Origin of the sequence: Dechloromonas sp. ZS-1, assembly GCF_039649255.1 — a bacterium.
In the GTDB taxonomy this organism is placed as follows: Bacteria; Pseudomonadota; Gammaproteobacteria; order Burkholderiales; family Rhodocyclaceae; genus Azonexus.
The window spans coordinates 68,454-89,758 of sequence record NZ_JBDIYD010000010.1 but is presented as its reverse complement, the minus strand read 5'-3'; the positions used below and the strand labels follow the sequence as shown (position 1 = coordinate 89,758).

At 63.4% G+C, this 21,305-nt stretch carries 22 protein-coding genes; 13 read left to right on the top strand and 9 right to left on the bottom strand.

Annotation, left to right across the window (positions count from 1 at the left end; translation table 11 throughout):
- Positions 1 to 15: 15 nt before the first annotated feature.
- Both AACO21_RS12870 and AACO21_RS12865 read right to left on the bottom strand, forming a co-directional pair.
- The gene (locus AACO21_RS12870) at positions 16 to 792 is read right to left on the bottom strand and encodes a response regulator transcription factor (RefSeq protein ID WP_346192926.1); all 777 of its coding nucleotides are present in this window, start codon (positions 790 to 792) and stop codon (positions 16 to 18) included.
- Positions 771 to 1,787 (bottom strand): histidine kinase, encoded by a 1,017-nt coding sequence (locus AACO21_RS12865; RefSeq protein WP_346192925.1) that lies wholly within the window; start codon positions 1,785 to 1,787, stop codon positions 771 to 773. The genes AACO21_RS12870 and AACO21_RS12865 overlap by 22 nt, the downstream gene beginning before the upstream one ends.
- 58 nt (positions 1,788 to 1,845) lie before the next feature.
- Here AACO21_RS12865 and argH point away from each other — a divergent pair, with 58 nt between their 5' ends.
- Both argH and AACO21_RS12855 read left to right on the top strand, forming a co-directional pair.
- A complete protein-coding gene (gene argH, locus AACO21_RS12860) occupies positions 1,846 to 3,234 on the top strand; it encodes an argininosuccinate lyase (protein ID WP_346192924.1) in 1,389 nt (462 codons plus the stop codon).
- A 136-nt stretch (positions 3,235 to 3,370) separates the two neighbouring features.
- Positions 3,371 to 3,748, top strand: a complete 378-nt coding sequence (locus AACO21_RS12855; RefSeq protein ID WP_346192923.1) for an OsmC family protein — start codon at positions 3,371 to 3,373, stop codon at positions 3,746 to 3,748.
- A gap of 95 nt (positions 3,749 to 3,843) precedes the next feature.
- Here the strand turns inward: AACO21_RS12855 and AACO21_RS12850 are convergent, their stop codons facing one another.
- Positions 3,844 to 4,194: a dihydroneopterin aldolase gene (locus AACO21_RS12850; RefSeq protein ID WP_346192922.1), complete on the bottom strand. Its 351-nt coding sequence runs from the start codon at positions 4,192 to 4,194 to the stop codon at positions 3,844 to 3,846.
- A gap of 72 nt (positions 4,195 to 4,266) precedes the next feature.
- On the opposite strand from AACO21_RS12850, the gene plsY reads away from it, so the two are divergent.
- The gene (gene plsY, locus AACO21_RS12845) at positions 4,267 to 4,875 is read left to right on the top strand and encodes a glycerol-3-phosphate 1-O-acyltransferase PlsY (RefSeq protein WP_346192921.1); all 609 of its coding nucleotides are present in this window, start codon (positions 4,267 to 4,269) and stop codon (positions 4,873 to 4,875) included.
- A gap of 94 nt (positions 4,876 to 4,969) precedes the next feature.
- Here the strand turns inward: plsY and AACO21_RS12840 are convergent, their stop codons facing one another.
- Both AACO21_RS12840 and AACO21_RS12835 read right to left on the bottom strand, forming a co-directional pair.
- A complete protein-coding gene (locus tag AACO21_RS12840; RefSeq protein WP_346192920.1) occupies positions 4,970 to 6,409 on the bottom strand; it encodes a sensor histidine kinase N-terminal domain-containing protein in 1,440 nt (479 codons plus the stop codon).
- Positions 6,406 to 7,083 carry a response regulator gene (locus AACO21_RS12835; protein WP_346192919.1) on the bottom strand — a complete coding sequence of 226 codons (678 nt, stop codon included), beginning with the start codon at positions 7,081 to 7,083 and terminating at the stop codon, positions 6,406 to 6,408. The genes AACO21_RS12840 and AACO21_RS12835 overlap by 4 nt, the downstream gene beginning before the upstream one ends.
- Positions 7,084 to 7,248: 165 nt before the next feature.
- Between AACO21_RS12835 and AACO21_RS12830 the strand changes: the two genes are divergently transcribed.
- From AACO21_RS12830 to tpx, 8 genes are all read left to right on the top strand, one after another.
- Complete coding sequence (locus AACO21_RS12830; protein ID WP_346192918.1) at positions 7,249 to 8,649, top strand: porin; 1,401 nt, start codon at positions 7,249 to 7,251, stop codon at positions 8,647 to 8,649.
- 161 nt (positions 8,650 to 8,810) lie between these two features.
- Positions 8,811 to 9,908 carry an ABC transporter substrate-binding protein gene (locus tag AACO21_RS12825; RefSeq protein WP_346192917.1) on the top strand — a complete coding sequence of 366 codons (1,098 nt, stop codon included), beginning with the start codon at positions 8,811 to 8,813 and terminating at the stop codon, positions 9,906 to 9,908.
- A gap of 90 nt (positions 9,909 to 9,998) precedes the next feature.
- Positions 9,999 to 11,666: an iron ABC transporter permease gene (locus AACO21_RS12820; RefSeq protein WP_346192916.1), complete on the top strand. Its 1,668-nt coding sequence runs from the start codon at positions 9,999 to 10,001 to the stop codon at positions 11,664 to 11,666.
- Positions 11,659 to 12,726: an ABC transporter ATP-binding protein gene (locus AACO21_RS12815; protein ID WP_346192915.1), complete on the top strand. Its 1,068-nt coding sequence runs from the start codon at positions 11,659 to 11,661 to the stop codon at positions 12,724 to 12,726. The genes AACO21_RS12820 and AACO21_RS12815 overlap by 8 nt, the downstream gene beginning before the upstream one ends.
- A gap of 129 nt (positions 12,727 to 12,855) precedes the next feature.
- On the top strand, positions 12,856 to 13,953 hold the full coding sequence (locus AACO21_RS12810) for an AbrB family transcriptional regulator (RefSeq protein WP_346192914.1): 1,098 nt from the start codon (positions 12,856 to 12,858) through the stop codon (positions 13,951 to 13,953).
- Positions 13,946 to 14,110 (top strand): hypothetical protein, encoded by a 165-nt coding sequence (locus tag AACO21_RS12805; protein WP_346192913.1) that lies wholly within the window; start codon positions 13,946 to 13,948, stop codon positions 14,108 to 14,110. Before AACO21_RS12810 ends, AACO21_RS12805 begins: the two co-directional genes overlap by 8 nt.
- Before the next feature lie 231 nt (positions 14,111 to 14,341).
- Positions 14,342 to 14,497: a hypothetical protein gene (locus AACO21_RS12800; protein ID WP_346192912.1), complete on the top strand. Its 156-nt coding sequence runs from the start codon at positions 14,342 to 14,344 to the stop codon at positions 14,495 to 14,497.
- Positions 14,498 to 14,615: 118 nt separating this feature from the next.
- A complete protein-coding gene (tpx, locus tag AACO21_RS12795; protein WP_346192911.1) occupies positions 14,616 to 15,116 on the top strand; it encodes a thiol peroxidase in 501 nt (166 codons plus the stop codon).
- A 72-nt stretch (positions 15,117 to 15,188) separates the two neighbouring features.
- Here tpx and AACO21_RS12790 read toward each other — a convergent pair whose 3' ends face one another.
- Genes AACO21_RS12790 through AACO21_RS12780 form a run of 3 tightly spaced genes read right to left on the bottom strand, consistent with a single transcriptional unit; the run spans position 15,189 to position 19,294 of the window.
- Positions 15,189 to 17,069, bottom strand: coding sequence for a potassium transporter Kup (locus AACO21_RS12790; protein WP_346192910.1), 1,881 nt, complete (start codon positions 17,067 to 17,069; stop codon positions 15,189 to 15,191).
- Between the two features lie 9 nt (positions 17,070 to 17,078).
- A complete protein-coding gene (kdpE, locus tag AACO21_RS12785) occupies positions 17,079 to 17,768 on the bottom strand; it encodes a two-component system response regulator KdpE (RefSeq protein ID WP_346192909.1) in 690 nt (229 codons plus the stop codon).
- The gene (locus AACO21_RS12780) at positions 17,765 to 19,294 is read right to left on the bottom strand and encodes a DUF4118 domain-containing protein (RefSeq protein ID WP_346192908.1); all 1,530 of its coding nucleotides are present in this window, start codon (positions 19,292 to 19,294) and stop codon (positions 17,765 to 17,767) included. The genes kdpE and AACO21_RS12780 overlap by 4 nt, the downstream gene beginning before the upstream one ends.
- A 247-nt stretch (positions 19,295 to 19,541) precedes the next feature.
- Here AACO21_RS12780 and AACO21_RS12775 point away from each other — a divergent pair, with 247 nt between their 5' ends.
- A complete protein-coding gene (locus AACO21_RS12775; protein WP_346192907.1) occupies positions 19,542 to 19,880 on the top strand; it encodes a FlxA-like family protein in 339 nt (112 codons plus the stop codon).
- Here AACO21_RS12775 and gcvA read toward each other — a convergent pair.
- Positions 19,871 to 20,860: a transcriptional regulator GcvA gene (gcvA, locus tag AACO21_RS12770; protein ID WP_346192906.1), complete on the bottom strand. Its 990-nt coding sequence runs from the start codon at positions 20,858 to 20,860 to the stop codon at positions 19,871 to 19,873. The genes AACO21_RS12775 and gcvA overlap by 10 nt on opposite strands.
- 135 nt (positions 20,861 to 20,995) lie before the next feature.
- On the opposite strand from gcvA, the gene AACO21_RS12765 reads away from it, so the two are divergent.
- A complete protein-coding gene (locus AACO21_RS12765; protein ID WP_346192905.1) occupies positions 20,996 to 21,196 on the top strand; it encodes a hypothetical protein in 201 nt (66 codons plus the stop codon).
- Positions 21,197 to 21,305: the final 109 nt, after the last annotated feature.

Here is a 21,305-nt window from a genome sequence, read left to right as displayed (position 1 = left end):
ATCTGACGCGCCCCTTCAGCCCTGCAAGACGGCCTTGACCGGCCCCCACTGCCGCCGGCTGATCGGCAAGCGATCCGGCAGGTCGCGCAGCAAGGCCCAGCCATAGGCTTCGGCATCATCATCAGCGGCGCGCTCAACCCCGGCCAGAGCATCCCGCGCCACAAGCACCGCCCGATGCAGGCGGATGAAGCGTTCCGGGAACTCGGCCTCCAGATGCGTCAGGGTGTCGTCCAGCAGGTAATCGCGCTCGCGCGTATGCGCCACCACGTATTTCAGATCGGCCTTCAGGTAGAGGATTTCCGGCACCGGCACGAGGAGCAGCCGCCCGCGCTCATGGCAGGCCAGATGGGAACGTCCGCCGCCGCGCACCTGCTGGCCGATCTCGCCCAGCAGCGCCGCACTGGGCGGCGGGCTCTGCCGCACTTTCTGGAGCGCCGTCAGCAAACGCTGGGCACGCACGGGCTTGAGCAGATAATCGAGCGCATTGAGGTCGAAGGCCTGGACTGCGTAATTGTCGTAAGCCGTCGTAAAAATCACCGCCGGTGGCTTCGGCATGCTGCCGAGATGGCCGGCCAGCTCGATGCCATCCATGCCCGGCATGCGGATATCGGCGAGGATCACATCGACCGCCTGTTCACGCAGCACAGCCAGGGCCTGCAGGCCGTTCGCTGCCTCGCCGACCACCGTGCTCGGCAATTGCACCGCCAGATCGCCCAGGAGCGTACGCAGGCGCTCGCGGGCCAGCGGCTCGTCATCGACGATCAGGACTTTCAGTACGGTTTCCGGTGACATGGCAGATAGATGCGCACTTCGTAATGTTGATCATCCTGGTCGATTTCTAGGCGGGCTTCGAGATCGTAATACAGGGCGAGGCGTTCACGGATATTGGCCAGCGCCATTTGGTTGCCGGGGGCATGGCCCACCGGGCCCGCGCCCAGCGGATTGGCGATGGCCAACTGCAATTGATCGCGATCGGCCGTGATACGCACGCTGACCACGCCGCCTTCCGGGCGCGGCTCGATGCCGTGATAGACCGCATTTTCCAGCAGGGGCTGCAGCATCAGGGGCGGGATTTCCTGGCACAGGGAATCCGGGTCGATTTGCCAGTCGACCGTCAGACGCTCACCCAGGCGCAGATGCTCCAGTTCCAGATACTGACGGCTGAGTGCCACCTCATCGGCCACGGTGACGCGGGCCGCCGGATCGCCCATGGCGGCGCGAAACAGGTCAGACAAGGACTCCAGCGCCGCTTCGGCCTGTTGCGGGCGCGCCCGGATCAGGGAGAGCACGGCGTTCAGCGAGTTGAACAGGAAATGCGGGCGGATGCGGGCATTCAGGGCGGCCAGCCGGGCCTCGGTCTGGGCTGGCGAAAAAACCCGGGCGCGCAACTCAAAGTAGCCGAGCAGACATGCGCTCATCAGCATCGCCAGCACGACCATCCGGCTCACCGCATGGCCAAACAGCCAGTAAAAATCGACTGCGACGAGCGCCAGCCCGCCGGTCACGCCACCGGCCAGGAGCAGAACGCTCGCCTGCCCGAGGCGCACCGGCAGGCGACGCAGCAGGTCGCGCACAAGGTAGAGCAATGCCAGGGTGAGCAGCAGCGCGGGTTCGACCAGGGCCGCAGCCTCCAGACAGCGGGCCGGCCAATCGGCCAGCGCCGGGGCGCTCATCAAGGCGCCGAGTGCGGCCAGCAGGTTGATGCCGAGCAGGGCGCGCAGCATGACGCCGAGGTTGCGCCAATCGGGCAGCGGGTGCGTAGCCGGAAAGTGCCGTATACTTGCCATTTTTCGTGCGGATTTCCCTGAAATTCGTCGCCAGTTTGCCGCATTCTAGACCAGAGTCATGACTTCGAACGCCAATCAATATACTTGGGCCGGCCGTTTCTCCGAGCCCGTCTCCGACCTCGTCAAGCGCTACACCGCCTCCGTCGACTTCGACAAGCGCATGTGGCGCCAGGACATCCGCGGCTCGCTCGCGCACGCCAAGATGCTCGCCAAGCAAGGCATCATCAGCGCCCAGGACCTCGCCGACATCGAACGCGGCATGGCCATCGTGACGCAGGAAATCGAATCCGGCCAGCTCGAATGGTCGATTGACCTGGAAGACGTGCATCTGAACGTCGAAAAACGCCTGACCGCCCTCGTCGGCGATGCCGGCAAGCGCCTGCACACCGGGCGTTCGCGCAACGACCAGGTCGCCACCGACATCCGCCTCTACCTGCGCGACAGCATCGACGACATTCAGGTGCTGCTCAAGGCCTTCCGCAGCGCGCTGGTCGATCTGGCCGAGAAGGAAGCCGCCACGCCGATGCCCGGCTTCACGCACCTGCAGGTTGCCCAACCGGTCACCTTCGGCCACCACATGCTGGCCTACTTCGAAATGTTCGGCCGCGATGCCGAGCGCTTCGCCGACGCCCGCAAGCGCGTCAATCGCCTGCCGCTCGGTTCCGCCGCCCTGGCCGGCACGACCTACCCGATCGACCGCGAATTCGTCGCCGCCGAACTGGGCTTCGAAGGCGTCTGCGAAAACTCGCTGGATGCCGTTTCCGACCGCGACTTCGCCATCGAATTCACCTCGGCCTGCGCGCTCTTGATGATGCACATCAGCCGCCTGTCGGAAGAACTGGTCATGTGGATGAGCCCGCGCGTCGGCTTCATCCAGATCGCCGACCGTTTCTGCACCGGCTCCTCGATCATGCCGCAGAAGAAGAACCCGGACGTGCCGGAACTCGCCCGCGGCAAGACCGGCCGCGTCTACGGCCAGTTGATCAGCCTGCTGACCCTGATGAAGTCGCAGCCGCTGGCCTACAACAAGGACAACCAGGAAGATAAAGAGCCGCTGTTCGACGCTGTCGACACCGTCACCGACACCCTGCGCATCTTCGCCGACATGGCCGGTGGCATCACCGTCCGTGCCGAGAACATGAAGGCGGCGCTGACCCAGGGCTTCGCCACCGCCACCGACCTCGCCGACTATCTGGTCAAGAAGGGCCTACCCTTCCGCGATGCGCACGAAGCCGTCGGCCACGCCGTCAAGGCCGCCGAGGCCAAGGGCGTCGACCTACCGCAGCTGACGCTGGATGAGATCCGCGCCTTCTGCCCGCAGGTGGAATCGGACGTTTTTGCCGTGTTGACCGTCGAAGGCTCGCTGGCCAGCCGTAACCACATCGGCGGCACCGCACCGGAGCAGGTCAAGGCAGCCATCGTGCGCGCCCGCCAGCGTCTGGGCTGATCCGCGATACGGCAGCACAGGGCGCCCGCCGTCCTGCGCTGCCCGTCACACACCGTCACTTGCCGTGGCGGTTTTTTTGGGTCACAATATAAGCGTTTAATAATATAACGTCGTACTGACCAGAAAGGATCACAGCATGTACACCACCACCGTCGACGCCACCATGGGCATCACCGTGACCAACGGCAAGTTCTCTGCCGATTACGCGCTGGACGGCTCCGCGATGAACCCGCTGGAAGCCTTCTACGCCTCGCTCGCTGCCTGTGCGGCCGTATTCACGAAGAAGGCCTGCAAGTCGCTGGGTATTTCCCCGGCCGGCGTCGAAATCGCCTGCAAGCCGTTTGCCGGCGCGGGCGGCCCGCTGACCCTGGGCAAGTTCAAGACCGAAGTCCGCTTCCCGGAAGGCTTCACGGCCGAGCAGAAGGCAGCGATTCTGGACAGCATCCAGCATTGCGCCGTGAAGGAAATCGTCAAGGACGGCGCCAGCATCGAGTTTCTGGTCAGCGAAGTCTGAGCGCGAGGGAGCCGCATCGCTCACACGGCGCCTCGAGCGCCGTTTTTCATGGCAGAGGCCTCCTGCCAACCCACCGGGCGGATGCCCGGCCAGGCTCAGACCGAGCGTTCGATGGTCACGCCGACGCGCTTGACGCCCGGCATCATGCCCAGCTTCGCCACCGAGACGCGCACCCACTGGGCGGCAAAGTTCTCGAGCAGATAGGTGGCAATGTGCTCGGTGAGCTTTTCCAGCAGGTTGAAATGGGCGCCCGCCAGGTCGGCGCGCAGACGCTCGACGACCACGGCGTAATCCACGGTATCGCGGATATCGTCGCTGGCCCCGGCTGACGTCGTGGACACCCCGATGTGCAGGGTGATCTCGACCGTCTGCGGCATGGCCTTCTCGCGCGGGTAGATGCCGATCCAGGTTTCGGCGCGCAGCTCTTCAATGAAAATGATGTCCATGGGGCGGTCGACCGCAGCGGGGTGTAGAATTCGGCGCGATTGTACCTCAACGCGCCCCGCGCCCACCTGACCATGGATACTCCGCTCTTCCCGTTGCTTGCCATCGTGGCAGCCTACCTGCTCGGCTCCGTGCCGTTTGCGATGATTTCCTCGAAGGTCTTCGGCCTTGCCGATCCGCGCACCTACGGCTCCGGTAATCCCGGCGCCACCAACGTCCTGCGCAGCGGCAACAAGAAAGCCGCCCTGTTTACCCTGATCGGCGATGCCGCCAAGGGCTGGCTGGCCGTCTGGCTGGCCCGTCACTACGGCCTCTCCGACAACCTGACCGGCCTCATCGCCCTGGCGGTCTTTGCCGGCCACCTCTTCCCGATTTTCCTGAAGTTCAAGGGCGGCAAGGGCGTGGCGACGGCCGCCGGCGTTCTCCTCGCCCTCGACCCGCTGCTCGGTCTCGCCGTGCTCGGCACCTGGCTGTTCACCGCCTTTGTCTTCCGCTACTCCTCACTCGCCGCCATTGTCGCGGCCGCGCTCGCACCGGTCTGGCAAGTCCTGATGCAGGGTGGCAACGGCACGACGCTGGTCGTCGGCGTCCTGGCCATGGCCCTCGTCGGCAAGCATTGGGAAAACATCCAGCGCCTGCTCGCCGGCAAGGAGTCCAAGATCGGCAGCAAGAAGAAGGGCTGAATCAGCGGGCTCATTCAACCGGCCAAACCGGCGGGCTCACCCCGCCCCGCATGCCGGCCCGTTTTGGCCCCGTCCTGACCGTTGACCGTCGGGCTCAGCCCGGCGGCAAACGCACCCAGACGCACAGGCCCGTGCCGTCGGGGGCATCGTCCAGATGGATCTCCCCGGCGTGGCTGAGCACGATCTCGCGCACGATCGACAGCCCCAGCCCACTCCCGGTGTGATCGCTCACATCCAGCCGATAGAAGCGCTGGAACACGGCCTCCCGCTCGCTGGCCGGAATCCCCGGTCCATTGTCGATCACGGCAAGACGAACGCCCCCCGGCCAAGCCTCATCCGCCCCCAGACGCACCGTGACCATGCCGCCCGGCGGGGTGTAACGCAGGGCGTTGTCGATCAAATTGGCCAGCATCTCGCGCAGCAGCACGGCATTGCCGACCACGCTCAGCGCTTGCCCAGCGGCATCCTCGAAGCCCAGATCGATCTGCTTGCGTGCGGCCAGCGGCAGCAGTTCGATGACCATGTCGCGCGCCAGCACCGACAGATCCACCGCCTGCCGCGAGAGCATCAGACCATTCACCGACTCAGCCCGCGACAGCGCCAGCAACTGGTTGGTCAAGCGAATCGCGCTGCCCAGGCTGGTGTGCAAGGCTTCGACGGCGGGCCGCATGGCCGCGGCACTGTCCTGGCGCAAAGCGTATTCGGCCTGCGTGTTCAACACGGCCAACGGTGTTCTGAGCTGATGCGCGGCATCGGTGATGAAGCGGCGCCGCGCTTCGACCATGCGCTCGATGCGGCCCATGTGCAGGTTGATCGCATCGACCAACGGTTCGACTTCACGCGGCAGATCGGAGCCGGTGACCGGCGTCAGGTCATCCTCGGGACGCTCGCGAATGGCCTGACCGAGGCGCTCCACCGGCTTGACCGCCAGCCGTGCCGCGAGCAGGGCGACCATCAGGGCCACCACGACCAGCACGGCCTTGCGCCCGATTTCCCCGGCAAACAGGCTGAAGACGACATCCTGGCGCGAATTGGTGGTTTCCCCCAGGATGACCAGCACCGGCTTGGGGAACTCCGTCCGGTACAGGGGCTTCAACATGGCACCGAGACGCAGTGCCTGGCCGCGATACACCCCATCGAAAAACACGGCGACATTGGGTTTCAGCTCGCTCGGCGCGGGCAAGCCCTCGTAGCCGGTAATCAAGGCCTCGCCGGGATGCCCGACGCTGTAGAACACCCGGTCGGAACTGCCGGCCTCGAAGAGTTCCAGCGCCGAATAGGGAATATCCACCACAACCTCGCTCTCGGTGGCATAGATGCGCTCGGCAATGCCCTTGAGCGAGGCAGACAGGGAACGGTCATAGGCCTGATTGGCCGCGGCCAGGGCATCGCGGTAACTGAACCAGGCATCGACGACGAGCAGGGCCGAAAGCACCCCGATCAGCCAGACGGTCAACCCGCGCTTGAGGCTCTTTCCTGCGCCGCGCCGGGCCGGACGCTGCGCGGCGTTGCCCGATGTGCTCGCCTGCGTCATGCCGGGCTGTCCGCCTGCGCCGCAATCAGGTAACCCAGTCCGCGCACCGTGGTGATCATGGCCCCGCTCCCTTCCAGTTTCTTGCGCAATCGGGAAACATAAATCTCGATGGCCTCCGGCCGGGCATCCTGCTCCATGCTGAAAATCTTCTCGAAGAGCACGTCACGCGCCACCGGACGGCCAATGCGCGTCAGCAAGGCCTCGAGCACCGCCAGCTCGCGCGGCGTGAGCGCCAGCGGCGCGCCGTCGACCGTCGGCAGGCGGCTCACGGTGTCGAAACACAAACGCCCCAGACAGACATGCGGCAACTGCCCGGCAGAGCGGCGCAGCAAGGCTTTCAAGCGCGCCTCGAGTTCGCCAAGCTCAAAGGGCTTGGGCAAATAGTCGTCCGCCCCGAGGTTGAGCCCGCGAATCCGGTCATCGACCGAACCGCGTGCCGTGAAGATCAGCACCGGCACGCGCGAGCCGCGGGCACGCAGGCTGCGCAACACCTCCAGCCCATCCTTGCCGGGCAGGGAGAGGTCGAGCAGGACACCATCGTATTCGCCGGTCAGCAGGTGATGCTCGGCGTGATCGCCCCGATCCGCGATTTCCACGACATAGCCGGCCTGCCCGAGCGATTTGGCCAGCCATTCGCAGAGTTCCGGATGGTCTTCGACCAGCAGGATCTTCATGTTTTGTCTCCGTTTTTATCTTTTTGCCGGCTTGAGCCGAGCGCTTTGAACACATTGTTCCGTGCCGCGCCGGTGAAAGCAAATCGAAAGCTAGGCCGCCTTTAATGCCTTCCCACCCGGCCTTGCCGGGCACTTCGATTCAACAACAACCTCCCGGAGGAGACAATGCACTACACCATCCTGAGCCGTCGCCTGCTCGCCTGCTTCGCCCCGCTCGCCGTTGCCGGCAGCGTCCACGCCGCACCGATCGACGACATGCGCGCCGAAATCGCCGCACAAAAGGCCCGCATCGAAAAACTCGAAGCCCTACTCGTGGCCACTGCCGCCACCAGCACTGCCGCCACCCAGAAGGCCGAAGAAGCCACGAAAAAAGCCGATGAGGCCAGCAAAACCGCCCAAGCTGCGGCCACGCCGGCCAAAAGCAGCAAACTCGGCATGCCCGAAGGCCTCACCATCTACGGGATTGCCGATGCCGGGATCGAAGTCGGCAACTACGGCCAGGGCAACAAGGCCCGCGTTCAGAGCGGCCTCGGCTCAGCCAGCCGTCTTGGTTTCAAGGGCGAACGCGATTTCGGCAACGACCTGACCGCCTACTTCCAGCTCGAAGCCGGGGTCTCCATCGACAACGGCCAGAACACCGGCCACTCCAGCAACGTCAGCAATCCGGGCGCGGGCAGCGCCTCCTCCGCTGCGCCCAACACCACCGGCGTCGCCATCTTCTCGCGCAACACCTTCGTCGGTCTGAACAGCAAGCGCTTCGGCGACCTGCGCTTCGGTCGCGACTACGCACCGATCTATTCGATCACCAGCACCTCCGATCCCTTCACCATCGGCGGCGCCACCGCCTTCCGGCTGTGGTCCTCGGCCGCAGCCAGCCGTTTCGACAACGCCGTCTTCTATGCCACGCCGACCGTGGGGGGCTTTCAGGGCAAGATCGCGTACAGCGCCGGGATGGAAAACAACAGCCGCGCAGATGTCGGCGTGACCGGCGGCGCCACCGGCAACAGCAGCACCGGACCGGAAAACGAAGGCAAGGGCTGGAGTGCCAGCCTGACCTACGGCAACGGTCCGCTCTTCGTCGGCGCCGGCTATCTCGATTACGCCAAGATGGGCACGGTCAGCGCCCCCGCCACCGAAAACGCCCATCGCAAGTCCTGGAACCTGGCCGCCACCTATGACCTGAAATTCGCCAAGCTGTATGCCCAGTTCCTGCACGGCGAGGACACCCAGGCCGGCGTGACCCCGAACAAGAGCCTGGATCGCAATGTCTGGTGGCTGGGCGCCGCCGTGCCGGTGCTGGACCGCCACACCCTGCGTGCCGTCTATGCTCACCTTGACGATCGCATGAGCACCGACCGCGATTCCGATCACTACGGCGTCGGCTACGAGTTTGCCCTCGACAAGCAGACCGACCTCTACGCCTACTACGCCAAGGTGACCAACAAGAACGGCGGCCAGAACTCGCTCTGTGCCGGTGGCACCTGCCAGGGCTACGACAAGGATTCCGGCCTGCCGGCGAACTTCTCGCCGACCTCGCTGATGCTGGGCGCGCGCTACCGCTTCTAAGGCGGCTGCGGCGCGGCCTGCGGTCGACCGGCAAAATCAGCTGAAATTGCCGGTCGGCGAAAGCGAATCGAAAGGCTGCGCCGCTACATTGAACACAAGCCCCCCGCCGCTCACTGACAAGCTAGCGGCCGGATGCCAAAATCAAAACAAGGAGACATCTCATGAACATCGAACGTCGTCGCTTCCAGCGCGGCCTGCTGGCCGGTCTGGCCCTGGCCGCACTGCACAGCACCTTCACCCCGGCCCACGCCCAGACCGGCAGCGATCTCGTCGCCGCCGCGCAAAAGGAAGGCAAGCTGGTCATCTATGGCGTCACCGACAACGAGCAGGCCAACCACCTGATCCGCGAGTTCCGCACGATGTATCCGGCGATCAGCGTCGAGTACAGCAATATGAGCACGACCGAGCTGTACAACCGCTTCATCTCGGAGACCGCCGCCGGCAGTTCGGCCGACGTCACCTGGTCCTCCTCGATGGACCTGCAGATCAAGCTGGTCAACGACGGCTACGCCCAGCCGCACAAATCTGCCGAAACGGCCAAACTGCCCGAGTGGGCCAACTGGAAGAACGAAGCCTTCGGCACCACCTACGAGCCGATCGGCTTCGTTTATAACAAGCGCCTGATCCCGGCGAACGACGTGCCGCAAACCCACGCCGATTTCATCAAGCTGCTCAACACCCAGACCGAGAAGTTCAAGGGCAAGGTCAACACCTATGACCCGGAAAAATCCGGCGTCGGCTTCATGCTCGTGACCCAGGACAAGCAGGTGAATGCCGCCGGCTTCACCGACCTGCAAAAAGCCCTCGGCGCCGTACAGGTCAAGGTGCAAGCCTCGACCGGCACGATGATGGAACGCATTGCCTCCGGCGAAAACCTGATCGGCTACAACCTGAATGCGGCCTACGCCCTGACCCGTGCCCAGAAAGACCCGTCCATCGGCATCGTGCTGCCCAAGGACTACACGCTGGTCCTGAGCCGCGTCATGTTCATCGCCAAGAAGGCCAAGAACCCGAATGCCGCCAAGCTCTGGCTCGACTTCGTACTCTCCAAGAAGGGCCAGGAAATCATCGCCAGCAAGGCCGATCTCTACGCCATCCGCCCCGATGTCGAAGGCGACACCACGGCCAGCGGCCTGAAGAAACAACTCGGTGACGCACTGCGCCCCGTGGCCATCAACACCGGCCTGCTGACCTATCTGGATCAGGCCAAGCGCCTCGACTTCCTGAAGCAGTGGAATAGCACGGTCAAAGGCAAGTAAGCCCCAGTTCAAGGGCGCTGCCGTCTTGGCGCCCGGTGGCCGGTGATCCCCGCCGGCCACCACCCCCACTCCCTTCCCAAGGAAACGCCCATGTTGCAAACATTGCCCCGACGGGCAGTGGTGGCCCTGCTCGCCCTCTCCGTCTTCTTCCCCATCGGGCTGGTGCTCTACCAGAGCATCCTGTCCGGCCCCTTTTTCATGCCGGCCAGCCTGAGCCTCGAGTCCTACGCCTTCATCTTTGACGATCCTGATTTCTGGCTCGCCGGCAAGAACACGCTGGCCGTTGCCTTCGGCATGGGCGCCATTGCCATCCCGCTCGGTGCCGTGCTCGCCTTCATCATGGTCCGCACCGATCTGCCCGGCCGACGCTGGCTGGAAACGCCGATCATGATCCCGGTTTTCGTGTCGCCGGTGGTGCTCGGCTTCGGCTATGTCGTCGCCCTCGGGCCGGTCGGCTTCTTCTCGGTCTGGTTTCAGGAGATCTTCGGCAGCGTGCCCTGGAACATCTACTCACTGACCTCGATCATCATCATCGCCGGTCTGACCCATGTGCCGCATGTCTACCTCTATTCCTCCTCGGCCCTGCGCAATCTGGGTTCCGACGTCGAAGAAGCGGCCCGCCTGAGCGGCGCCAGTCCGTTCCGGGTGGCCCGCGACGTGTCGATTCCGATGGTCTCGCCAGCCCTGCTCTACGTCGGGGTCCTGGTCTTCTTCCTCGGCTTCGAGATTTTCGGGCTGCCGCTGATCCTCGGCGACCCGGAAGGCCATCTGGTCCTGACCACCTATCTCTACAAGCTGACCAACAAGCTCGGCACCCCGTCCTACCATCTGATGGCGGCGGTGGCGACCTGCATCATCGCCGTCACCTTCCCGCTGGTGCTGCTGCAACGCGTCCTGCTCAAATCGGCGCAGCGCTTTGTCGCCATGAAGGGCAAATCGGCCCGCCAGCGCCCGCTCATGCTCGGCCCGTGGAAGTGGCTGGCCCTGGCCCTGATCCTCGCCTGGCTGTTCGTGACGGTGATCGTGCCGGTGGCCGGCATTGCCCTGCGCTCGGTGGTGAGCAGTTGGGGGCAAGGCATCCATCTGCTCGACGTGCTGACCCTTGATCACTTCCGCGCTGTTTTCGAAGAAGACACGATGATCCGCTCGATCATCAACTCGATCCTGATCGGCACCCTGGGCGGTGCGCTGGCCGTGGGCGGCTACCTGGCCATCGGTCTGGCCACCCATCGCCAGAACGACGGCATCACCCGCTTCGTGGACTACGTGATCCTCACGCCGCGCGCCGTACCCGGCCTGATGGCAGGCCTCGCCGTGTTCTGGGTCTTCCTGTTCGTGCCCTTCCTCTCGCCCGCACGGTCGACCCTGTTTTCGGTCTGGTTTGCCTACACCATCGTCTGGCTGGCCTACGGCATGCGTCTGATCCAGAGCGCCCTGATGCAGGTCGGCCCGGAGCTGGAAGAAGCCGGCCGTCTGGTCGGCGCCAGCCGTGCCCGCGTCTCGCGCGACATCACCGTGCCGCTCATCCGTAACGGCCTGCTCGGCGCCTGGCTGCTCGTGTTCATGATCTTCGAGCGCGAGTACTCGACCGGCGTGTATCTGCTCTCCCCCGGCACCGAGGTCATCGGCGCCCAAATCGTTTCCCTGTGGGCGTCTGGCGCCGTCGATGTGGTTGCCGCCCTGTCCCTGATCAACATGGCCCTGGTCGGCATCGGCCTCGCCATCGCCCTGCGCTTCGGAGTAAAACTTCATGACTGACAAGACCATCCTCGCCGTCGACAACCTGGCCCTGGCCTATGGCGACAACCCCATCCTCAAGGGCGTGTCGATGCACCTCAACCGGGGCGAAGTCGTCTCCCTGCTCGGCCCCTCCGGCTCCGGCAAAACCACCCTGCTGCGCGCGGTGGCCGGCCTCGAGCAACCGCATGCCGGCAGCGTCATCATCGCCGGGCGCGCCATCTACGATGCGGCCGCCAATATCGACATCCCGGCCGAAAAACGGGACCTCGGGCTGGTCTTTCAATCCTATGCGCTGTGGCCGCACAAGACCGTCTTCGATAACGTGGCCTACCCGCTGGTCCTGCGCAAGGTCGCCAAGAACGAGATCGTCCAGCGCGTCCATGCCGCACTCAAGAACCTTGGCCTCGACCACCTCGCCGAACGCTACCCGCACCAGCTTTCGGGCGGCCAGCAACAGCGCGTCTCGATTGCCCGCGCCCTGGTCTACAACCCGCCGGTGATCCTGCTCGACGAGCCGCTCTCCAACCTCGATGCCAAGATGCGCGAGGAAGCCCGTGCCTGGTTGCGCAACCTGATTGTCGAACTGCAACTCTCGGCCCTGGTCGTCACCCACGATCAGTCCGAAGCGATGGCCATGTCGGATCGCATCCTGCTGCTGAACGGCGGGGTCATCGAGCAACAGGGCACGCCGACCGAAATGTACGCCCAGCCGCAAACCTTCTTTGTGGCCGACTTCATGGGCAGCAACAACATCATGAAGGGCCGCATCGGCGACATCAAAGGCGGCGAAGCCCGCATCGATCTCGACAACGGCCTCTCGGTCTGGGGCCTGCGCCGCACCAACGCGGCCATCGGGCACGAGGCCACCGCCGTCATCCGCGTCGAGCAACTGCATCTCGCCGACGGGCCGGGTCATAACCGGGCCGAAGTCGATCTCGCCACCTCGATGTTCCTCGGCGACCGCTACGAATACGTCTTCCATGCCGGCGGCGACCTGCTGCGCGCCTGGGGCAAGCGGCACGAGGCAGCGGGCAAGCGCTGGCTGGAATTGCCGCCGGACGCGCTCTGGATCTTCTGATCTCCTACGCGGTTCGCAAAGCGGCCTCCCTCAACTGCGCTGCGACTGCTTTTTGATGTCCCGCCCTCGCGGGCGGGGCTTTTTTTCACCATTTTTGCCCTGCGACGCAGGTTGACCGTCGCCCACACCATGTCCGCCTTTCTGAAAAGCCCGCCCAGCCCCACCGCCTGCTGGCGCATGCTGGCCACCGTGCTCCTGGCTGCGCTGGCCGGCGAGCTGGCACAGCAGGCCCACCTGCCGTTGCCCTGGATGCTCGGCCCCCTGTTCAGCGTGGCCTGCCTGCGCATCGCCGGCCTTCCCCTGCGTTCGCTGCCCGGCGGTCGACAGGCCGGGCAATGGGCCATTGGCACGGCATTGGGCCTCTATTTCACCCCGCTGGTGCTCAACCAGCTGTACCGCCATGCCGCCGCCATCCTGCTGATGTCCGCAGCGGCCCTGCTCCTGGGCCTGATCGCAGCCCGCCTCCTGCAACGCTGGGCCGGCAGCGACAGCCGCACGGCCTTCTTTGCCGGCCTGCCGGGCGGTGCGTCCGAAATGGTGGTGCTCTGCGAACGCCACGGCGGACGCAGTGACCGCGTCGCGGCAGCCCATGCGCTGCGCGTCATGCTGGTCGTCAGCATCATTCCCTTTGCCCTGCACCACGGCCTCTTTGCCGAGATCAGCGGGCACGAGATTTTTCAGGCCCTGAACCGGGACGTGAACTGGCTGCGCCTGCCCTGGCTGCTGCTCGCCTCCGGCCTCGGGGTGGCCCTTCTCAGCCGGCTGCGCATTGCCAATGCCTGGGTACTCGGCCCGCTGGCCACGATCGGTACGCTCACCGCCGCCGAGATTCCGCTCTCCAGCCTGCCGGCCTGGATGGTCAATGGCGGCCAGCTCCTGCTCGGTATTGCACTGGGCTGCCGGTTTGCCCCGGGCTTTTTCAAGGCAGCCCCGCGCTTCCTCGCCATCAGCACCCTGGCCACCCTGCTCAGCCTCGCGCTCTGTACCGCCCTGACGGTGGCCCTCGCCTGGCTGAGCGGCCTGCCCGCCGCCTCCCTGCTCCTGGCCGCCTCACCCGGCGGCATGGCCGAGATGAGCATCACCGCCCGCGAACTGGCCTTGAGCGTACCGCTGGTCACCGCCACGCATGTCCTGCGCGTCGTCCTGCTTACCGTGCTCGCGCCCGCCCTCTTTCACCTTTACCGCAGCCGTCAGGCTGCCCATGACGGAGCCCCCCACCATGACTGACACCTTGCCCGAACTGCCCCTCGCCCCTGCGATGACCATCGTGCCCCGCGACCCCGATCAGCCGGCGGCCAACAGCAGTGCATTTTCGCCCGTGCCACAGCCCGACTGCAGCGAACCCGCAGAGCTGCGCGTGATTGCAATCCGCGGGTACAACTGAGCGGGAATCAATAGCCATTGACAATGAATCCAATTTTGTGAATTGATTGGATTCATTGAAAGCCCCGCCTTAGACTGCCTTCATCCGGTCAAAACGACCGATCATCCGCAGGAGGCGCATCATGATTTCCCGTTATATCGATCAGTGGTTCGACACCTTTGTCAGCTGGGATCTCTGTGTCGATGTCCTGGCCACCCTGCCGGACAACTTCTGACCCGCAACGAGCACCGCATGGCCAAGAAATGCTGCCGCAGCGATCCGCCCTGCAAGCACTGCCCAAAGCGCGCGCACGGCAAGAAGAAGGGAAAACACCTCGATGTCGCGCAAGACTGCGCGGCATCCTGCCCGTTCCCGGGCAAAGTGTTTTTCCTGCTACGCACCGTCTGAATTGACACCCCGCCGCCAGCGCGCCCAAAGGCCCCATACGGAACTTGCGCGCCCCGGCGGCGTCTGAAGCAGGCTGGCGCCCAGTGCGCCGCCATCCCATTCCTTACCGGAGCACAGCATGAGCCAAAGCGTCACCCTCGGCGGCAACGCCATTCCCGTCAACGGCCATTTCCCGCAGAAAGGCGAAAGCGCACCAGCGCTCACCCTGGTCGGGAAGGACCTCGCCGATGTCACGCTGGCCAATTACGCCGGCAAGCGCAAGATCCTGAACATCTTCCCGAGCATCGACACCCCGACCTGCGCCACCTCGGTCCGCCAGTTCAATGCCAAGGCCAACGACATCCCGAACACCGTCGTGCTCTGCATCTCCGCCGACCTGCCTTTCGCCCAGTCGCGCTTCTGCGGCGCCGAAGGCCTGGCCAACGTGGTCACGCTGTCCACCATGCGCGGCCGCGAGTTCATTGAAAACTACGGCGTCGCCATCGCTGCCGGCCCGCTCGCCGGCGTCACCGCCCGCGCCGTGGTCGTGCTCGACGAAAACAACATCGTCCTGCACAGCGAACTGGTTTCGGAAATCAAGAACGAACCGGACTACGCCGCGGCACTGGCTGTGCTCTAAGCCGCCCCGTTCCCGCTCAAAAATGGGCCTGACTGACGGTCGACCGTCGGACAGGCCCATTTTTCTGGATGCTTACAAGACGACCTGTGAGCCCAGCTCAACCACGCGATTGGACGGAATCTTGAAAAAGGCGGTCGCACTGCCGGCATTCCGGAACATGGCAATAAACAACAATTCGCGCCAATACGCCATCTCCGAACCCAGTTTAGGAATCAGGGTTTCACGGCCGAGGAAGAACGAAGTATCCATCATGTCGAGCAGCAGACCGTGCTCCTCGCACATCGCCAAGGCGGCAGGAATGTCCGGCTCGTCCTTGAAGCCATATTGCACGATCACTTGGCTGAACTGTCCAGGCAAATGGTGCACTTCTACACGGTCGACTTCCGGCACATAAGGCACGTCGAATACCTTGACGCTCAGCACCACGACCTGGCTATGCAACGCCTTGTAGTGTTTCAAACTATGCAGCATGGCATGCGGCACATCATCCGGATTTGGCGTCATGAACACGGCCGTCCCCGGAACGCGATCCACGCCGCCGGAAACAATATTATTCACGAAAGGCTTGAGCGCCATGGCATCGTCCGCCAGGCGACGCCCCAGCAGTTCACGCCCGCGCTTCCAGGTCGTCAGCAAGATAAAGATGACAAGCCCGAAGACCAGCGGAAACCAGCCGCCATCCGGAATCTTGACCGAATTTGCCAGAAAAAAACCCAGGTCGATGCAAATGAACGGCAAAGCCCCGAGAAGCGCACGCCACGGACTCCAGTGCCAGAGGCGCACAGCCACCGCAATCGCCAGAATGTTCGTGATCAACATCGTGCCAGTGACGGCGATCCCGTAAGCCGCGGCCAGATTTGAGGAAGTTTTGAACTCCAGCACAAGCCCGATGATGGCGATCAAGAGCAGCCAGTTCATGGCCGGAAGATAAATCTGCCCGATTTCCTTATCAGAGGTGTGCTGGATTTCCAGACGCGGGGTGTACCCCAGTTGAATGGCTTGCTGGGTAATCGAGAAGGCCCCGGAAATCACTGCCTGAGAAGCAATCACGGTTGCAATCGTTGCCAGAATCACCATCGGATAGCGCGCCCACACCGGTGCCAGCAGATAAAACGGATTTTCAATGGCAGTGGGATCGGCCAGCAGCAACGCGCCCTGACCGAAATAATTGACCAGCAAGGCCGGCATCACATAACCCAGCCAGGCGTACTGAATAGGCTTGGCGCCGAAATGCCCCATATCCGCATAGAGTGCCTCAGCACCAGTGATGCACAAGACGACTGCCCCCAAGGCAAAGAAGCCGAGGCTGGCATTGCCTGACAGAAAATCCAGGGCATAGATCGGGTTGACCGCAGCGAGCACATCCGGATTCGCCAAGATGGCTCCTGCACCGGCCAGGGCGATCACCGCAAACCACACGATCATGACCGGCCCGAAGAGCGCACCGACGCTGGCCGTGCCCCGACGCTGGATCAGGAACAAGCCAATCAGCACACTCAGCGCAATGGGCTGAACATAGGGAGAAAAAGCGGGAGTGATGACTTCCAGGCCCTCAACCGCAGACAGCACGGAAATGGCCGGGGTAATCACGCCATCGCCATAGAAGAGGGCAGCCCCGAACAAGCCGAGCATGATCAGCAGGCGCTGCTCCCAGGTGCCCGCCTGGCCTTTTTGCAAGGCCAGCGTCATCAGGGCGATGATGCCGCCCTCTCCCTTGTTGTTGGCGCGCATGATGAATGACACATACTTCACCGTCACCACGATAATCAGTGTCCAGAAAAACAGGGACAAAATCCCCAGGACATTCTCCGGCGTAATCGGCACCGGATGATGCGCTCCGCCAAATACCTCCTTAATGGAATACAACGGGCTGGTGCCGATGTCACCATAAACGACGCCCAGCGCCCCCAATGTCAATGTCGCAAAACGCTTGCGATCTTGTTCTGTCTGCATGCTTTTCCCCTAGGGCTGGAATCGGTAACCCACACCGGTTTCAGTCAAAAAATGTTGCGGTTGAGTGGGGTCGTCCTCCAGTTTCTGGCGCAGGTGACCCACATACACCCTCAAGTAATGGCTGCGATCGACATGGGATGGCCCCCAAACTTCGCGCAGCAAATGACGTTGCGTCATGACCTTGCCTGGATGTGAAATCAGGACGCTCAACAAGCGATATTCGATTGGCGTCAGATGCATGTTTTCCCCCCGCCGCTGCACACTCCGCAGAGACAGGTCGACCACCACGCTACCAAACTCGATGCGCGGTGATGCGCTATCGGGACTGCGGCTGCGCCGTCGTAACACGGCACGCACGCGAGCCCGCAGTTCCCCGACACCAAAGGGCTTGGTCAGATAATCATCCGCTCCCGCATCCAGCGCCTCGATCTTGTCATCCTCTTGCGTTCTGGCTGAGAGGATCAGGATCGGCACATCGGACCACGTCCGGAGCTCACGAATCAGATCAATCCCGTTTCCATCAGGCAGTCCCAGATCCAGAATCAGCAGATCCGGCTGGCGAGTCCCCGCTTCGATCAGGCCGCGCGCCAACGTTTCGGCCTCGATCACCTGGCACCCTTCTTCCTCTACCGCCACGCGCACGAAACGGCGAATCTGTTTTTCATCCTCGATGAGGAGCACTTTGGCCGGCGCACTCATGGCAGCTCTTCCTCGATACTCGGCGGCACCCCCAGAGGCAAACGGAAATAGACGCGCGCACCGCCTTCCGGCCGGTTTTCCACGTCAATCTCACCGCCATGCGCTTCGATGATGGCCTTGCAGATCGCCAGCCCCAGTCCGGTCCCTGGCTTGCCGGAGACCGCCTCGCCCCGCACGAACATATTGAACAGCTCAGCCTTGCGCAGCATCGGGAAGCCCGGCCCCTCATCCAGCACCGCCACGTCGACATGGCCGTCCCTCACGGCTGCCCTTAACTCAATGGTGCTGCCCTCCGGAGCGTATTTCGCCGCGTTCTCAAGTAAGTTGCAGAGCACCCGCTCGATCAGCACGGCATCGAATTCCAGGAGCGGCAGATCCGGAGGCAGGATCACCCGTATCCGATGCTTGCTCAGCGCCCCACCCAGCAATTTGAGGCTGGCGCCCACCACTTCCTCAAGCAACTGCCATTCGCGGCGCAAACGTACCTCGCCAGCATTGAGGCGGGCCATATCGAGCAGATTGCCCACCAGACTGGCCAGACGATCAGCCTGCTCATGCAAGGCCTGGGCAGTTTCGAGCGCAGCCGGCGCAAGCGTCGGTTTGACGAGAAACAGCGAATCTGCAAGACCGACCATGGCAGTCAGCGGGGTTCTCAAATCATGCGACAAAGCCGACAGGATCGAACTACGCAAACGCTCTGTCAGCATCCGGACTTCCGTGGCCTGCGCCACCTCCACGTAATGCAGCCGCTCCAGCGCAACAGCGATCAGGGAGGAAAGTGCTTCCAGCAGGGAAAGCGTCGCGTCACCGGGCGCTTCAGCCTCTGCGGGAAAGGCCACCGCCAACACACCGCGCATTCGCATCGGAGCCTTGAGCGGAAAATAGAAGGCGGCCAGGCCCATACCCATCACTTCATCACTCCGCACAAAGCGCCCGCTATCAAAAGCGACCCGCGCCAAATGCATCTCCACCGGCAACGGTGCACCAAATGGCACAGGCGACAGGGTGTGACGCCCCTCATCCGGCAACAGGACAACAGCTTGGGCGACCAACTGTGTCCGGATAAATGAGGCACTGATCTCGACCACCTGCTCGAGTTGCAGCACCCCTGCGAGTTGTTTGGCCAGCAGATACAAAGCCTGGGTTTGCTGTTCGCGACGCAGGGCCTCCTGGGCTCGTTGTCGCAGCACCGACGTGAAATGCGTTGTGGTCAATGCGGTCACCAGCATGACGAAAAACGTGACCACATACTGGATGTCACTGACGGCCAGCGAGAAGCGCGGGGGGACGAAAAAAATATCAAAGCACAAGACGCTCAGAAGGGACGCCAGCACCGCCGCATTTCGCCCCAACTTAACGGCCACGCCCAATACCGTCAGCAGGAACAACATGACGATATTGGCCGAATCGAGATAGGCATATAACGGCGTGGCCAGCATGGTCGTGGTGGCACATGCAGCGCAGGTCAAGGTATACGTTTGCAACGCAGAGCCTGCACGCTCGGTCTTGAGCGGGTCGGGAGACATATCCGTATCCTGAAATAAGATATTCGAAGGCTAAGACAGGCCCTCTAAAAACCGTGTTTATTGTGTCGATTGCGGCGTAAAAATGGCGTAAATATTCGCGGTACGAACTGCCGCAGGCGGAGACATTGATCTGGTGAGCGCCCGCCCAATCCGCTCACCAGCTTTTACACCGTTTTACCCGTTTCGGACTCAGGCTGAGCCGCTGCCGTGTCGATATTGACTCAAACAGTCCAACACGAGGTTCATCATGTCAGCCCTGAGCAACATCACGAGTACGGCCAGCCGCTCGACCGGCACAAGCAGCGTCAGCAGCAATGACAACCAGGTTGCCGCACTGGAAAAACAATTGCAGGCGCTACAAAAGCAATTGAAAACAGCCCAGGAAGATACGTCCGGAAAAAGCGCTGAAAAAATCAAACAGTTGCAGCAGCAGATCGCCGAATTACAAGCACGGATCGCCCAACTGAAGGCCGAAAAGAAGCAAGGCGGCAATTCGGCACAAACTGCTCCAAGCTCACAGGCTGACACCCAGGCAACTGCGAACGGCAGCGACACACTGGGCAGCCAGGTGAACACCTACGCTTGAGGTGGTTTCAACACCTGTGCTGGCGCGCGCTTAACGGATGAGTTCGCCGCTGTTTCGCCGAGCAGCCAGTGCCTGAAGGCCACTGCCGCGGGACTCATGGCACTCGCCGGGGACAGCACGAGGTAGTACGCATAGGGTGAAGGAATCCCCATCGGCAGCGGCGCAATCAGCCTCCCTGCCACCAACTCAGCTTCAACCAGCGGCTGCAGCGCCAGGGCTACGCCCTGAGCCTCCAGCGCAGCATCCACCGCCAGCACGGCGTTGGAGAAAAACAGGCCGCGACGGGCGTCGACCGTCGGATTGCCGGCGGCAGCGAGCCATTCATCCCATGCCGAGCGCTGCGCGCCCGGCACGATGGTTTCGTCATGAATCAAGGTATGTCCGGCCAGATCTGCCGGGGTGCGCAGTGGGCGCTCCGCCGTGATCGTGCCAGGGGCGCAGACGGGCAGGAGCATGGGCGCCAGCAGCAGCTCCGCTTGCAAACCGGGGTAGTGGCCGGTGCCGTAGCGAATGGCGATTTCGGCATCGTGCAAGGGCCCGGCACGTACCGCCGCTTTGAAGGGCGGCTCGCCGGGACGGTCTACGCTGTCGCTGCTGCTGGCCAGACGCAACTGGATATCGGGATGGGCAGCATAAAAGCCGGGCAGGCGAGGTACCAGCCAGCGAGAAGCGAACGAGGGCGGCGCGGTCAACGTCAGCGTGGCGCGGGGGGCTTGCCGGCTGCTGGCGATGGCCTCGGCAAAGCAGGCAAAGCCTTCGCGGATTTTGGGCAGCATGGCCGCACCTTGCGGGGTCAGGGCCAGGGCGCGGGTCAGGCGGACAAAGAGCGGATGGCCGAGCGCAAGCTCAAGCTGCTTGATCTGCTGGCTGATCGCCGCCGGGGTGACATGCAGCTCCTGCGCCGCCTTTTTGAAACTGAGATGACGCGCGGCTGCCTCGAAGGCGCGCAGGGCAAGCAGGGGCGGCAGGCGGTCGGTCATGGCGCATGGTTAAGTTTATCTAATCCGTCGGATCATAATTTGTCGTTTGTCAGCCCACAAGCGTTTCCTTATCTTCGCTGTCCGCGACGCCCCCTGCGTCAGCGTTCCCCCGCCCCACGGAAAGGAAAATCCAAGATGAAAACGACACTGTTTGCCGCCCTGCTCTGCGCCCTGGCCCTGTCGGCCTGTGGCAAGAAGGAAGAAGCCGTCGCGCTGCCGCCGCCGGCCACCCAGCCCTCCCTGGTCGCACCGAATGGCGATACGGCCCCCGCCCCCAGCGCACCGGCCAGCGAGGCCCCGGCGCCGGCGCCCGCCCAGGACAGCCAGCCCAAATAAGCCCTTCCCCTGGCGTTGACCGTCGGACCGACGATGCGGCCCTAACCGTCTGCCGCATCCCGGCCTCCCCCGCCGGTCAACGCTTCACCGGACACGTCATGCGCGGTGT

Coding starts and splice junctions, on each gene's coding strand:
- plsY (WP_346192921.1), top strand. CDS start 4,267: ATGGATACTCCGCTCTTCCCGTTGCTTGCCATCGTGGCAGCCTACCTG.
- AACO21_RS12810 (WP_346192914.1), top strand. CDS start 12,856: ATGTCCGCCTTTCTGAAAAGCCCGCCCAGCCCCACCGCCTGCTGGCGC.
- AACO21_RS12775 (WP_346192907.1), top strand. CDS start 19,542: ATGTCAGCCCTGAGCAACATCACGAGTACGGCCAGCCGCTCGACCGGC.
- AACO21_RS12855 (WP_346192923.1), top strand. CDS start 3,371: ATGTACACCACCACCGTCGACGCCACCATGGGCATCACCGTGACCAAC.
- AACO21_RS12805 (WP_346192913.1), top strand. CDS start 13,946: ATGACTGACACCTTGCCCGAACTGCCCCTCGCCCCTGCGATGACCATC.
- AACO21_RS12825 (WP_346192917.1), top strand. CDS start 8,811: ATGAACATCGAACGTCGTCGCTTCCAGCGCGGCCTGCTGGCCGGTCTG.
- AACO21_RS12765 (WP_346192905.1), top strand. CDS start 20,996: ATGAAAACGACACTGTTTGCCGCCCTGCTCTGCGCCCTGGCCCTGTCG.
- AACO21_RS12800 (WP_346192912.1), top strand. CDS start 14,342: ATGGCCAAGAAATGCTGCCGCAGCGATCCGCCCTGCAAGCACTGCCCA.
- AACO21_RS12840 (WP_346192920.1), bottom strand. CDS start 6,409: ATGACGCAGGCGAGCACATCGGGCAACGCCGCGCAGCGTCCGGCCCGG.
- AACO21_RS12830 (WP_346192918.1), top strand. CDS start 7,249: ATGCACTACACCATCCTGAGCCGTCGCCTGCTCGCCTGCTTCGCCCCG.
- argH (WP_346192924.1), top strand. CDS start 1,846: ATGACTTCGAACGCCAATCAATATACTTGGGCCGGCCGTTTCTCCGAG.
- AACO21_RS12850 (WP_346192922.1), bottom strand. CDS start 4,194: ATGGACATCATTTTCATTGAAGAGCTGCGCGCCGAAACCTGGATCGGC.
- AACO21_RS12865 (WP_346192925.1), bottom strand. CDS start 1,787: ATGGCAAGTATACGGCACTTTCCGGCTACGCACCCGCTGCCCGATTGG.
- kdpE (WP_346192909.1), bottom strand. CDS start 17,768: ATGAGTGCGCCGGCCAAAGTGCTCCTCATCGAGGATGAAAAACAGATT.
- AACO21_RS12790 (WP_346192910.1), bottom strand. CDS start 17,069: ATGCAGACAGAACAAGATCGCAAGCGTTTTGCGACATTGACATTGGGG.
- tpx (WP_346192911.1), top strand. CDS start 14,616: ATGAGCCAAAGCGTCACCCTCGGCGGCAACGCCATTCCCGTCAACGGC.
- gcvA (WP_346192906.1), bottom strand. CDS start 20,860: ATGACCGACCGCCTGCCGCCCCTGCTTGCCCTGCGCGCCTTCGAGGCA.
- AACO21_RS12820 (WP_346192916.1), top strand. CDS start 9,999: ATGTTGCAAACATTGCCCCGACGGGCAGTGGTGGCCCTGCTCGCCCTC.
- AACO21_RS12835 (WP_346192919.1), bottom strand. CDS start 7,083: ATGAAGATCCTGCTGGTCGAAGACCATCCGGAACTCTGCGAATGGCTG.
- AACO21_RS12780 (WP_346192908.1), bottom strand. CDS start 19,294: ATGTCTCCCGACCCGCTCAAGACCGAGCGTGCAGGCTCTGCGTTGCAA.
- AACO21_RS12870 (WP_346192926.1), bottom strand. CDS start 792: ATGTCACCGGAAACCGTACTGAAAGTCCTGATCGTCGATGACGAGCCG.
- AACO21_RS12815 (WP_346192915.1), top strand. CDS start 11,659: ATGACTGACAAGACCATCCTCGCCGTCGACAACCTGGCCCTGGCCTAT.